The organism is Escherichia sp. E14V7, assembly GCF_004212225.1.
Lineage (GTDB): Bacteria > Pseudomonadota > Gammaproteobacteria > Enterobacterales > Enterobacteriaceae > Escherichia.
In genome coordinates this window covers 39,582-52,442 of the sequence record NZ_RHJJ01000016.1, presented here as the reverse complement: position 1 = coordinate 52,442, position 12,861 = coordinate 39,582, and the positions used below count along the sequence as shown (strand labels likewise).

Below are 12,861 nucleotides of genomic sequence, written 5' to 3'. Positions count from 1 at the left end.
TTAAAGTTTCCTGAAACATAGAATAACCAACGCATGGCGGTCGAGGGTAGACGCAATATATAGCTCTCCCTGGCACTGACGCATAATAGAATGACTAATCGAAAGACCAATACCTAAACCTACAGCTTTGTCAGTCGTAAACGGTGTTAATAGTCGATCAGCCAGAAGCACTGGCCAGCCTTTTCCATTATCAGCAATATAGAGCGTTAACGTGGTGTCTTCTTCTTCAAAGTTAATGGTTATTGTGGGCGGTTTTTCCTGACTGGCTTCCAGGGCATTCGTAAATAAATTAACTAAAACTTGTTGAATCAAAACATCGTCGCCATAAACGGCAGGAAAATTATCCGGGTAGTGAAGAGATGCTTTCAGTGGTCGATGTTTTAATGCCAGAAGCTCCCAGGATGAATAAATTACCTGCTGTAAATTAATTGCTCCACCTACGAGTTCACTATCGCGTCGGCGGGCGAAGTTTCGCAGTCGTTTAACGATATTATCCATGCGCTCAACCAGCGATCGCATCGTAATGATATAGTTTTTCGCCAAACCAGTGTCTTGTTGCTCTATAGCGCGATTGGCGCTGAACAGGTACATAGATAATGCATTAAGCGGTTGATTGATTTCATGTGCCAGTGTTGTCATTGTCTGCCCAACTACGGCCAGTTTGGCGGTTTGGATCAATTCACTTTGTGCGGTTCGCAGATTTTTTTCTGTCGCGATTCGATCACAGATTTCCTGCCCCAGTTGACGTTGCTGTTGATTAATTTTCTCTATCGTCTGGCGGAGTAGGTTGGCAATTCTACCAAGCTCATCATTGCCGGAGACTGGAATATCTGCATCGAGTTCACCGTTACTTAATTTGACGACGGCATCATTCAGTAAGCGAAAACGGCGGATCATCCTTGGTCGAATGTAGAAATAATTCACCAGAATAACGAACAGTAAGGCCGTAACCATAGCGGCAAAAATCAGTAGTCCACTGATTTGCATTATTTTTTCTAATCGCAGATTGAAAGTTTGTAGCTGTTGATGGCTATTACCCAGTTGCGTTTCTAATTGGCCGCGTATTTGCGTAAAAACACGCTCTTTATCCCTGATAATATTCATAAGGGTCTGTTGAGCTTGCTGCCAGGCGGCCAGAGTTCCGGGTAGATAATTTTGCTGTGTACCCAGTTCCCACAGGGAATAAACTGTCTGGTGTAATGTAATAGTGCTGGAATAAGAAGCTAAAGACCGCACATTTTCGTCAATGCGATGCTTCAAAAAATCCAGGTATTGAATATGTTGTCTTAACGACTCGGTATCATTGTTATGCGTGTTAAGCATCTCCTTTAAGGTACTGACGATTTCAGTTTCTATATGTGAGAGTTCGAAAACGAGCTGTAACTCGTTTTGAATAGATTGCAGTGCATTTTGCAACCCCTGGTTTTCGTGAAGATCTTTCCGTTGGCTGAGTTGATTGAGCAATGATGATTGTTGCCAACTTAAATCCTGAGTCAGGGAGTTGAGTTCATTATTGAAATCGTCATGCAACCAGTTGACTCTTGACGATATAACGTCGAGTTTTCCGTTTTCCTTATTATGTTCATTTAATGCTTTATCGAGATTACTCAGCAATTTGCGACTACTGGCGACCTGTTGGTTAAGCGCACTTTGATGTACTGAATCAAGATGGGGATTAATCGACTGAATTTTTTGTAGCCGTTGTTCAATTTGCTCTCTTACCTGAAGGCGGCTATCGGTGTTGGTTGTCTGTTGTAGCTCATTGAATTCATTTACCAATGCCGTAAGGTTTTCTTCAAAAAGAAATGAAGCCTGAATTCGTGGGAAATAATCGTCAAGTGCGTAGCGAACCTGGGAATTTTGTTCATGCCAGGAATAAAGGCTAACTACACTAACGAATAGCGTAAGAACGGCACTAAAAACAAAGGCGAGACGCAAGCTCGTACCGATAGTATGTAGTTGTTTCACTTTAATGACTCAAGTTGCGTATTCACTAATTGCTGCTGCTGCAGGAAAAACTGCTGCCATGCCATAATCTGGGCTTCACGAAAACCTGATTGCAGTTCGAATTGCTGTAGATATGTAGGATTAACAGACTGTTGCGGAGTAACGGGAACCGCGGTTAATAGTGCGCGTACCTCTGGCAATGTCCGCTTAAGCCGATGTTCTGCGGCATATAATGCTTTCCAACTTTTCTGAAGCTCGGTAAGGCGAAAAGTAATCGCATAATCAAATAACAATTGCACGAGCTTTTGGCGTTGCATGATCAACGGGTAATCAAGCGAAGGAGATGCAAATAACCGCATTTGTTGGTCAGCGAGTGGAGTGCCGGAGGGCAGAGGATATACCGGATACTTCCCTGAATCAGAATCGCTCAGTGCTTGCTGGCCTTCCTGACTCAACAAGAAATCAATAAAACGTCCCGCCTCTTGTGGATGATTACTGCCTTCTGTAATGGCAATAAACATAGGCGCTGCGCGCGAGTTGGGGAAATAGCTGAAACGTAAAGTTGAATTATTAAGCAGTACGTTAGCGTAATTGTCGATTACCGGACCAGCGTCCCCCAGTCCTGTACTGATCTTATTTGCTACGCCGAAGCTACGTGATGAAATGGTGGCGAGATTACCGCCTATTTTCAGTAGTCTACTCCAACCGCTACTCCATCCTTGTTGTTGCAGAAGATCTTCAATCATCAGATGAGTAGTATCTGAACGAGAAGGACTGCTCATTAATAGCGTTCCTTGATAACGCGACTTACTTAATTCCTGCCATGACGTTGGCACAGGCTCTTTTTTGTCTTCCAGATGCGCCACATTGATAAGAATGCCGTAGCCCGATATGGCAACAGCAACGGTGGTTGAACGAATGGATTCCGGTACTAACTTTCTACTTGTTTCTATTTGATTATTAAATGGCTGAAGCAGATTTTTACTTTGTAACCGCTGTAGCAACATAGGGGATGAACTCAGTACCAGATCAATATTTTCACCCAATGGATTTTCCAGCAGGCGCTCAATAGATGCGCTGGTTCGGTTGAGCGTACGGATTTTGGTTGCCTGTGGTTGCTTTTGCCATTGACTGATAATGTGCTCTGTCGCTTCCGAAGAAAGCGTTGTAGCAATCATTAATTCATGCGCTGAGGCAACGCTGATATATAAAATCCAACAGATTAGCGCTCTTTGTATAATGCGAATCATGTCAAAAATCCCATTAATAAGAGATAAATTCCTGGGCTGTAATCCATGTTGTTATCCATTAGTTAACATAAGCAACGAACTTCAAGCCATGTGTTTTTGTATTTGTAAATTATCATTAATTTGGCAAGCAACCAGCATTACTATATCCGCAAGTGACTGTTACGGAAATGCTCATTAATTAATTTCCACATTTTCGCTCTCAGATTCAGGTTCTGACTGTATAGCAGTAAAAAATGAAATTTGTTATTGGCGGCTTCAGCCCATTTTTTTACCCGTTGAGGATGGTTATAACAAGCACTATCGTGAATAGGGTCATCTGCGGTGGCCTGATGCAGACTTAGCGCCTCAGTAATCATGACGGAGTTCCAGTCTTCAGAAACCATAAAAAAGGCTTTAATTCGATTACAAATCCGCGTGTTACGACGGGTATCCTGAAGGTGTTCAGACTCTGTTTTTTGTTGTGGGTTGATGAAGATTTTCATGTTGTGCAGCATGGTTCTCTGGCATAACAAGAACAAGTATCTTCAATGATCCCGATTATAGAGGCAAAATATGTGATTGAACTCAAAAAATGAAAATTTTAATAAAACTAATTTTTTTTAAATTGAGCCTGTTGTAACACGTTAAGGTTTAAATAATAGCCATGTTGCATTTTCCAAAATCAAATATGGGAAAGAAATGGAACATAGGATTTGTTTTTTTGAGTCAGTTTTGACTCATTTGCCCTGTATTGTAACTTAAACTCTCTTGCTTCACTATCTTCAAAACTCACTAAGCAAAGGCTTTTTAAATACTCTTCAGAGAGTAGTAATGAGCATTGCTATGAATATTATTATTTGATTAAACAACACTATGAACTGGAAGGTGATATATGCTTTCTTTATTGAAACCTAAAGTGGCAACACATAAGGTTCCTGAAAGTGAAGTGAAAAGTACCTATAATCGTTACCGTATGCAGGCGTTATTCAGCGTATTTATCGGTTATCTTTCGTATTACATTGTCAGGAATAACTTTGTTCTCTCTACACCGTATTTAAAACAAGAACTTAATCTTTCTGCGACGCAAATAGGGCTGTTAAGCAGTTGTATGCTGATCGCCTACGGTATTAGTAAAGGGATAATGAGCAGTCTGGCGGATAAAGCTAATCCCAAAGTATATATGGCAGTGGGTTTAATACTTTGTGCTCTCGTTAACGTGGCACTTGGTTTTAGTTTCGCATTCTGGATGTTTGCAGGACTTGTCATTCTGAATGGTTTCTTTCAGGGAATGGGTGTTGGCCCGTCGTTTATTACAATCGCTAACTGGTTTCCTCGTAAAGAACGGGGCATCGTCGGTGCGGTCTGGAATATTTCGCACAACGTGGGTGGCGGTATTGTTGCTCCGATTGTTGGTGGTGCATTTGCTGTGCTGGGGACTGAACACTGGAAAATAGCAACATATGTTATTCCAGCGATTGTCTCTGTTGTCATTGCTATCGTGGTACTGATGTCAGGTAAAGGTTCACCGGTAAGTGAAGGTTTGCCGCCATTAAACGAAATCGTTCCGGACGACGTCAGCATTAAAGCAAAAGATGATCGTGCGCCGGAAGATATGACTGCCTGGCAAATTTTTTGTACCTATGTGCTTAAAAATAAGAATGCCTGGTTTGTCTCTTTCGTTGATGTTTTTGTCTATATGGTGCGTTTCGGAATTATCAGCTGGTTACCTATTTATCTGTTAAGCGTGAAGCATTTTACGAAGACCGAAATGAGTACGGCATTTTTAATCTTCGAATGGGCGGCTATTCCAACGACATTATTTGCTGGCTGGTTGAGTGATAAATTATTTCATGGTCGCCGTATGCCGCCAGCGATTATCAGTATGGTATTGATTTTCTTCTGCCTGTTGGGCTACTGGAAAAGCGATTCTCTACTCTCTATTACTATTTTCGCTGCTTGCGTGGGCTGCCTTATCTATGTTCCGCAGTTCCTGGCCTCTGTTCAGACCATGGAAATTGTTCCCAGTTTTGCCGTGGGCTCCGCTGTCGGTTTGCGTGGTTTCATGAGCTATATTCTTGGCGCGACGCTTGGTACAAGCCTGTTTGGTATTATGGTCGATGAGGTTGGTTGGGATGGTGGTTTTTATCTTCTGCTTGCTGGTGTTATCTGTTGCATCATTTTCTGTACGTTAACGCACTTTGGTGCGATCGCTATGGAAAAACAACGTCAAAATGATGCTGAGACGTATCAACCAGAGCTTCAGACCCAAAAAAGCTAGGTTTTAGGGCCAGTCACGATGTGATTGGCCCACTCGCTTACTTTCATCACCGATGCTTTTTGTTGCGTATCACCAGCATTCCGGTGTGGCTGTAATCGGAATGAGTTGCCAGTTGGATCGCTTTACTTTGCGATGAGCGAGAGATCTGAAAGATGATGTCGCCGGTTTGTGGCTGCCAGGCAAAGGCAGGTACAGAAACCAGCAGGCTGAGGATCAGCAGCCTGTTTTTCATAGTTAAACGTCCATGTATAAAAAGCGGTGGGTCGCAGACAACGTGCTCGTTGTTTATGCCGGATGCGGCGTGAACGCCTTATCCGGCCTACAAGTTCGTGCAAATTCAATAAATTGCAATATGACGTAGGCCTGATAAGCGTAGCGCATCAGGCGATTCCACTCCGCGCCGCTCTTTTCCGCATTAGTATTCCCACGTCTCCGGGTTAATCCCCATCTCACGCATGATCTCTTTTGCCGCTTCCGGAATTTCGTCGCTGCGCTCTTTACGCAGGTCGGCATCATCCGGCAGAGGTTGCCCGGTAAAGGCATGCAGAAACGCTTCGCACAGCAGTTCGCTGTTAGTAGCGTGACGCAGGTTGTTCACCTGACGACGCGTGCGTTCATCGGTGAGGATTTTTAACACCTTAAGAGGAATGGAAACCGTAATCTTTTTGACTTGTTCACTCTTCTTGCCGTGCTCAGCGTATGGGCTGATATATTCGCCGCTCCATTCAGCCATGAGATACTTAATCCTCTTCGTCAATAAATTGAAACCAGACCACAAAATTAATGTGGGTAATGGCCATAAACCCGCATAGTTTACCGTACAGGCGCTACCGTGACATCGTGTAATGCACCTGTCGGCGTGATAATGCATGTAATTTTAACGGTTATTGGGGAATTGCTCAATCTATACGCAAAGAAGTTTAGATGTCCAGATGTATTGACGTCCATTAACACAATGTTTACTCTGGTGGCTGACATTTCACCGACAAAGCCCAGGGAACTTCATCACATGACGCGTAAACAGGCCACCATCGCAGTGCGTAGCGGGTTAAATGACGACGAACAGTATGGTTGCGTTGTCCCACCGATCCATCTTTCCAGCACCTATAACTTTACCGGATTTAACGAACCGCGCACGCATGATTACTCGCGTCGCGGCAACCCAACGCGCGATGTGGTTCAGCGGGCGCTGGCAGAACTGGAAGGCGGCGCTGGTGCAGTGCTTACAAATACCGGCATGTCCGCGATCCACCTGGTGACTACCGTCTTTTTGAAACCCGGCGATCTGCTGGTTGCGCCACACGACTGCTACGGCGGCAGCTATCGCCTGTTCGACAGCCTGGCGAAACGCGGTTGCTATCGCGTGTTGTTTGTTGATCAAGGTGATGAGCAGGCATTACGGGCAGCGCTGGCAGAAAAACCTAAACTGGTGCTGGTAGAAAGCCCAAGTAATCCATTGTTACGCGTCGTGGATATTGCGAAAATCTGCCATCTGGCAAGGGAAGTCGGGGCGGTGAGCGTGGTGGATAACACCTTCTTAAGCCCGGCATTGCAAAATCCGCTGGCATTGGGTGCCGATCTGGTGTTGCATTCATGTACGAAATATCTGAACGGTCACTCAGACGTGGTGGCCGGCGTGGTGATTGCTAAAGACCCGGACGTTGTCACCGAACTTGCCTGGTGGGCAAACAATATTGGCGTGACGGGCGGCGCGTTTGACAGCTATCTGCTGCTGCGCGGTTTGCGTACTCTGGTGCCGCGTATGGAGCTGGCCCAGCGCAACGCGCAGGCGATTGTGAAATATCTGCAAACCCAGCCGTTGGTGAAAAAACTGTATCACCCGTCGCTGCCGGAAAATCAGGGGCATGAAATTGCCGCGCGCCAGCAAAAAGGCTTTGGCGCAATGTTGAGTTTTGAACTGGATGGCGATGAGCAGACGCTGCGTCGTTTCCTGGGCGGGCTGTCGTTGTTTACGCTGGCGGAATCATTAGGGGGAGTGGAAAGTTTAATCTCTCACGCCGCAACCATGACACATGCAGGCATGGCGCCAGAAGCGCGTGCTGCCGCCGGGATCTCCGAGACGCTGCTGCGTATCTCCACCGGTATTGAAGATGGCGAAGATTTAATTGCCGACCTGGAAAATGGCTTCCGGGCTGCAAACAAGGGGTAAAAATGAGTGTGATTGCGCAGGCAGGGGCGAAAGGTCGTCAACTGCATAAATTTGGTGGCAGTAGTCTGGCTGATGTGAAGTGTTATTTGCGTGTCGCGGGCATTATGGCTGAGTACTCCCAGCCCGACGATATGATGGTGGTTTCCGCCGCCGGTAGCACCACTAACCAGTTGATTAACTGGTTGAAACTAAGCCAGACCGATCGTCTCTCTGCGCATCAGGTTCAACAAACGTTGCGTCGTTATCAGTGCGATCTGATTAGCGGCCTGTTACCCGCCGAACAAGCCGATAGCCTCATTAGCGCTTTTGTCAGCGATCTGGAACGCCTGGCGGCGCTGCTCGACAGCGGTATCACCGATGCGGTGTATGCAGAAGTGGTGGGCCACGGGGAAGTGTGGTCGGCGCGCCTGATGTCTGCGGTGCTTAATCAACAAGGGCTGCCTGCGGCCTGGCTTGATGCCCGCGAGTTTTTACGCGCTGAACGCGCCGCGCAGCCGCAGGTTGATGAAGGGCTTTCTTACCCGCTGCTGCAACAGCTACTGGTACAACATCCGGGCAAACGTCTGGTGGTGACCGGGTTTATCAGCCGTAACAACGCCGGTGAAACGGTGCTGCTGGGGCGTAACGGTTCCGACTATTCCGCGACACAAATCGGTGCGCTGGCGGGCGTTTCTCGCGTAACCATCTGGAGCGACGTCGCCGGGGTATACAGCGCCGACCCGCGTAAAGTGAAAGATGCCTGCCTGCTGCCGTTGCTGCGTCTGGATGAAGCCAGCGAACTGGCGCGTCTGGCGGCTCCCGTTCTTCACGCCCGTACTTTACAGCCAGTTTCTGGCAGCGAAATCGACCTGCAACTGCGCTGTAGCTACACGCCAGATCAAGGCTCCACGCGCATTGAACGCGTGCTGGCTTCCGGTACTGGCGCGCGTATTGTCACCAGCCACGATGATGTCTGTTTGATTGAGTTTCAGGTGCCCACCAGCCAGGATTTCAAACTGGCGCATAAAGAGATCGACCAAATCCTGAAACGCGCGCAAGTGCGTCCACTGGCGGTTGGCGTGCATAACGATCGCCAGTTGCTGCAATTTTGCTACACCTCAGAAGTCGCTGACAGTGCGCTGAAAATCCTCGACGAAGCGGGATTACCTGGTGAACTGCGCCTGCGTCAGGGGCTGGCGCTGGTGGCGATGGTCGGGGCAGGCGTCACCCGTAACCCGCTGCATTGCCACCGCTTCTGGCAGCAACTGAAAGGCCAGCCGGTCGAATTTACCTGGCAGTCTGATGACGGCATCAGCCTGGTGGCAGTACTGCGCACCGGACCGACCGAAAGCCTGATTCAGGGCCTGCATCAGTCCGTCTTCCGCGCAGAAAAACGCATCGGCCTGGTATTGTTCGGTAAGGGCAATATCGGTTCCCGCTGGCTGGAACTGTTCGCCCGTGAGCAGAGTACGCTCTCGGCACGCACCGGCTTTGAATTTGTGCTGGCAGGTGTGGTGGACAGCCGCCGCAGCCTGTTGAGCTACGAAGGCCTGGACGCCAGCCGCGCGTTAGCCTTCTTCAACGACGAAGCCGTCGAGCAGGATGAAGAGTCGCTGTTCCTGTGGATGCGCGCCCATCCGTATGATGATTTAGTGGTGCTGGACGTTACCGCCAGCCAGCAGCTTGCTGATCAGTATCTCGATTTCGCCAGCCACGGTTTCCACGTCATCAGTGCCAACAAACTGGCGGGAGCAAGCGACAGCAACAAATATCGCCAGATCCACGACGCCTTCGAAAAAACCGGGCGTCACTGGCTATACAACGCCACCGTTGGTGCGGGCTTGCCGATCAACCATACCGTGCGCGATCTGATCGACAGCGGCGATACCATTTTGTCGATCAGCGGGATCTTCTCCGGCACGCTCTCCTGGCTGTTCCTGCAATTCGACGGTAGCGTTCCGTTTACCGAGCTGGTGGATCAGGCCTGGCAGCAGGGCTTAACCGAGCCTGACCCGCGTGATGACCTTTCCGGCAAAGACGTAATGCGCAAGCTGGTGATTCTGGCGCGTGAAGCGGGTTACAACATTGAACCGGACCAGGTACGCGTGGAGTCGCTGGTGCCTGCCCATTGCGAAGGCGGCAGCATCGACCATTTCTTTGAAAATGGCGATGAACTTAACGAGCAGATGGTGCAACGGCTGGAAGCGGCCCGCGAAATGGGGCTGGTGCTGCGCTACGTGGCGCGTTTCGATGCCAATGGCAAAGCGCGTGTGGGCGTGGAAGCGGTGCGGGAAGATCATCCACTGGCTTCTTTGCTGCCGTGCGATAACGTCTTTGCCATCGAAAGCCGCTGGTATCGCGATAATCCGCTGGTGATCCGCGGGCCAGGCGCAGGGCGTGATGTCACCGCCGGGGCGATTCAGTCGGATATCAACCGTCTGGCGCAGTTGTTGTAATCCTGAGCCAGAGAAAGCAGTATTTGCGTAACGCGCCCTGCGGAAAGCGGGGTGCTGTGAGTAAATACTGCTTGTTTATGTAGCCAGTGGATAAATTCTCTGCTGGTTGCCAAAGAGAGCATTTCAGCTTTGCTACTCTTTCCGCCCGTTAATGCACATACCATTTTACGATTTTTTCCCTGCTCCCAGAGTTGCCACTGATTTTTCCACCAGCCGTGATAAGTTGTTCCCTGAAAACGCCAGGGCATATTATTGGTACAGTCAGTTATTTCCTCTTCAATGAACCAAATTTCACCTTGCTGTTGGCGAAACAGATCAGCCCAGACCGTAATAATGGCGCCTCTTAAAAAACACTCGTGTGAAATAACATGAGTTTTAACTGTCGGGAATAAAATATTCAGTACTCTGAAATGCCCGTGTGCAGTGATAACCGGGCGCAGAATAGCGCCTTTGGCATTGCGCTTGAGCGCTGCGCTGCCATACTGAATTTCATCAAACTGACTGCGGCGTAGAAATTGTGCTTCGCGCATATCAACGCGGTGTACGATATTGCTATCGTATAGCTCTGATTCTGCTTTTCCTTTAAATCGGTAATGCAGGCTTTCTCCCGCTTGATGCTGCGTGTAATTAGTAGAGAGATGAAGAATATTTCCGTGAATAGCATCGAAACTCATTAAAACATACAGTTTCTGCCCGCCGCTGGCTCCCTGAAATGGCACCAGAAGAGCAACCGTTTCGATTATTTCTGGAGGCGTTATTTCTTTCTGATATTGTTTGGGCGTCCAGACCTTTTTGCAGTTACGGCATTGAATGCGTTGCGAACCTCGTGGATTGTGACCATAACAAATCGTCTCTGTGCCATAACATACCGGGCAGAAATGGCCCTTTTCAGAGGCCCACGTAGATAAGTGAACTGACAACCAGTCACGAAATTGTTGTTCGTCAAACAACGGTGGGTAGCTTCCACATGCCCGGCAGTGCAATGCTGCATAACCCAGTCGATAGTCAGGCCAGCTGTAATCTGTCGATGTTGACCGTCCTAAATTACGGCAACCAAACGACTTGCAGGCATTAATCGTAAACAGAGTCGACATATATCACCAACGATTTCACAAGGTCGTTGATTTTGTCCGGCAACGCTCCCTTGTGGATGTGATTACTCTCACATAAATAACTCTTTCAGAACGTAATGTAGCAATCCTTTAAATCACTGAAAGGGACTATTTATGAAAATTAAAATACTTGCTGCGGGTATCGCATTAACACTGCCGTTCTGGGCTTGCGCCAAAGATGTCACTATCATTTATACCAACGATCTCCATGCACATGTAGAGCCTTATAAAGTGCCGTGGATTGCTGACGGTAAACGAGATATTGGCGGCTGGGCAAATATCACTACGCTGGTTAAACAAGAAAAAGCAAAAAATAAAGCGACATGGTTTTTTGATGCGGGTGACTATTTTACCGGGCCCTATATCAGCAGCCTGACCAAAGGCAAAGCTATTATCGATATTATGAATACCATGCCGTTTGATGTCGCCACAATAGGCAACCATGAATTTGACCACGGCTGGGACAACACATTATTACAGTTGAGTCAGGCAAAATTCCCTATTGTGCAGGGCAATATTTTTTATCAGAACAGCAGTAAATCATTCTGGGATAAGCCCTATACCATCATCGAAAAAGACGGCGTGAAAATTGGCGTTATAGGTTTGCACGGAGTATTTGCCTTTAATGACACGGTATCCGCTGCCACGCGAGTGGGTATTGAGGCGCGCGATGAAATTAAATGGCTACAACGTTATATCGATGAACTCAAAGGCAAGGTTGATTTGACCGTCGCCCTGATCCACGAAGGTGTTCCGGCCCGCCAGTCCAGTATGGGAGGCACGGATGTGCGTCGCGCGTTGGATAAAGATATTCAGACGGCAAGTCAGGTGAAAGGGCTGGATATTTTGATCACCGGACATGCGCATGTGGGTACACCGGAACCGATTAAAGTCGGCAATACGCTGATCCTCTCGACGGACAGCGGCGGGATTGATGTGGGTAAACTGGTGCTGGACTACAAAGAGAAGCCGCATAAATTTACGGTGAAAAGCTTCGAGCTTAAAACCATTTACGCCGACGAGTGGAAGCCCGATCCACAAACGAAACAGGTGATTGACGGCTGGAATAAAAAGCTTGATGAAGTGGTGCAACAAACGGTGGCGCAATCGCCGGTTGAATTAAAACGTGCCTATGGTGAATCGGCATCCCTCGGGAACCTGGCGGCTGACGCTTTACTGGTAGCGGCGGGTAAAAACACCCAATTGGCTTTAACCAACTCTGGCGGTATTCGCAATGAGATCCCCGCAGGGGCGATTACGATGGGCGGCGTCATCAGTACCTTCCCGTTCCCCAACGAACTGGTGACGATGGATCTCACGGGTAAACAATTACGCAGTTTGATGGAACACGGCGCAAGTTTAAGTAATGGCGTTTTACAGGTATCGAAAGGCCTGGAAATGAAGTACGACAGCAGTAAGCCGGTTGGTCAGCGGGTTATCTCACTGACTCTGAATGGCAAACCGATTGAAGATGCGACGGTTTACCCTATTGCTACTCAAAGTTTCCTTGCTGATGGTGGGGATGGTTTTACCGCCTTTACCGAAGGGAAAGCGCGTAACACAACGGGCGGTTATTACGTTTATCACGCCGTGGTTGATTACTTCAAAGCGGGCAATACCATCACGGATGAACAGCTCAACGGTATGCGAGTGAAAGATATCAAGTAAACATACGCATTGAGTTGGTTTA

At 47.9% G+C, this 12,861-nt stretch carries 8 protein-coding genes and 1 pseudogene; 4 read left to right on the top strand and 5 right to left on the bottom strand.

The features are described 5' to 3' along the window. Positions 1 to 1,968, bottom strand: coding sequence for an ATP-binding protein (locus D9741_RS18225; RefSeq protein ID WP_130215274.1), 1,968 nt, complete (start codon positions 1,966 to 1,968; stop codon positions 1 to 3). After that, positions 1,965 to 3,197 (bottom strand): ABC transporter substrate-binding protein, encoded by a 1,233-nt coding sequence (locus tag D9741_RS18220; protein ID WP_130215276.1) that lies wholly within the window; start codon positions 3,195 to 3,197, stop codon positions 1,965 to 1,967. The genes D9741_RS18225 and D9741_RS18220 overlap by 4 nt, the downstream gene beginning before the upstream one ends. Positions 3,198 to 4,068: 871 nt before the next feature. Here D9741_RS18220 and D9741_RS18215 point away from each other — a divergent pair. Beyond that, complete coding sequence (locus D9741_RS18215) at positions 4,069 to 5,454, top strand: MFS transporter (protein ID WP_130206592.1); 1,386 nt, start codon at positions 4,069 to 4,071, stop codon at positions 5,452 to 5,454. 55 nt (positions 5,455 to 5,509) lie between these two features. Here D9741_RS18215 and D9741_RS18210 read toward each other — a convergent pair. Together D9741_RS18210 and metJ are read right to left on the bottom strand one after the other, a co-directional pair. Beyond that, a pseudogene (locus D9741_RS18210) lies at positions 5,510 to 5,686 on the bottom strand (YiiX/YebB-like N1pC/P60 family cysteine hydrolase); the annotation flags it as partial. A gap of 183 nt (positions 5,687 to 5,869) precedes the next feature. Continuing rightward, positions 5,870 to 6,187 carry a met regulon transcriptional regulator MetJ gene (metJ, locus tag D9741_RS18205; protein ID WP_000852812.1) on the bottom strand — a complete coding sequence of 106 codons (318 nt, stop codon included), beginning with the start codon at positions 6,185 to 6,187 and terminating at the stop codon, positions 5,870 to 5,872. A gap of 276 nt (positions 6,188 to 6,463) precedes the next feature. Here metJ and metB point away from each other — a divergent pair, with 276 nt between their 5' ends. Then, positions 6,464 to 7,624 (top strand): cystathionine gamma-synthase, encoded by a 1,161-nt coding sequence (metB, locus tag D9741_RS18200; protein WP_130215278.1) that lies wholly within the window; start codon positions 6,464 to 6,466, stop codon positions 7,622 to 7,624. Positions 7,625 to 7,626: 2 nt separating this feature from the next. Further along, positions 7,627 to 10,059: a bifunctional aspartate kinase/homoserine dehydrogenase II gene (metL, locus tag D9741_RS18195; protein ID WP_130215280.1), complete on the top strand. Its 2,433-nt coding sequence runs from the start codon at positions 7,627 to 7,629 to the stop codon at positions 10,057 to 10,059. Here the strand turns inward: metL and D9741_RS18190 are convergent. Further along, entirely contained in the window at positions 10,023 to 11,153 is a 1,131-nt protein-coding gene (locus tag D9741_RS18190; RefSeq protein ID WP_130215282.1) for a cytoplasmic protein, read from the bottom strand. The genes metL and D9741_RS18190 overlap by 37 nt on opposite strands. Before the next feature lie 132 nt (positions 11,154 to 11,285). On the opposite strand from D9741_RS18190, the gene D9741_RS18185 reads away from it, so the two are divergent. Then, positions 11,286 to 12,839: a bifunctional UDP-sugar hydrolase/5'-nucleotidase gene (locus D9741_RS18185; protein WP_130215284.1), complete on the top strand. Its 1,554-nt coding sequence runs from the start codon at positions 11,286 to 11,288 to the stop codon at positions 12,837 to 12,839. Positions 12,840 to 12,861: the final 22 nt, after the last annotated feature.

Bases quoted from the DNA above. Each gene is read 5' to 3' on its own strand.
- D9741_RS18220 (WP_130215276.1), bottom strand. From the start codon at position 3,197: ATGATTCGCATTATACAAAGAGCGCTAATCTGTTGGATTTTATATATC.
- D9741_RS18215 (WP_130206592.1), top strand. From the start codon at position 4,069: ATGCTTTCTTTATTGAAACCTAAAGTGGCAACACATAAGGTTCCTGAA.
- metJ (WP_000852812.1), bottom strand. From the start codon at position 6,187: ATGGCTGAATGGAGCGGCGAATATATCAGCCCATACGCTGAGCACGGC.
- metB (WP_130215278.1), top strand. From the start codon at position 6,464: ATGACGCGTAAACAGGCCACCATCGCAGTGCGTAGCGGGTTAAATGAC.
- metL (WP_130215280.1), top strand. From the start codon at position 7,627: ATGAGTGTGATTGCGCAGGCAGGGGCGAAAGGTCGTCAACTGCATAAA.
- D9741_RS18190 (WP_130215282.1), bottom strand. From the start codon at position 11,153: ATGTCGACTCTGTTTACGATTAATGCCTGCAAGTCGTTTGGTTGCCGT.
- D9741_RS18185 (WP_130215284.1), top strand. From the start codon at position 11,286: ATGAAAATTAAAATACTTGCTGCGGGTATCGCATTAACACTGCCGTTC.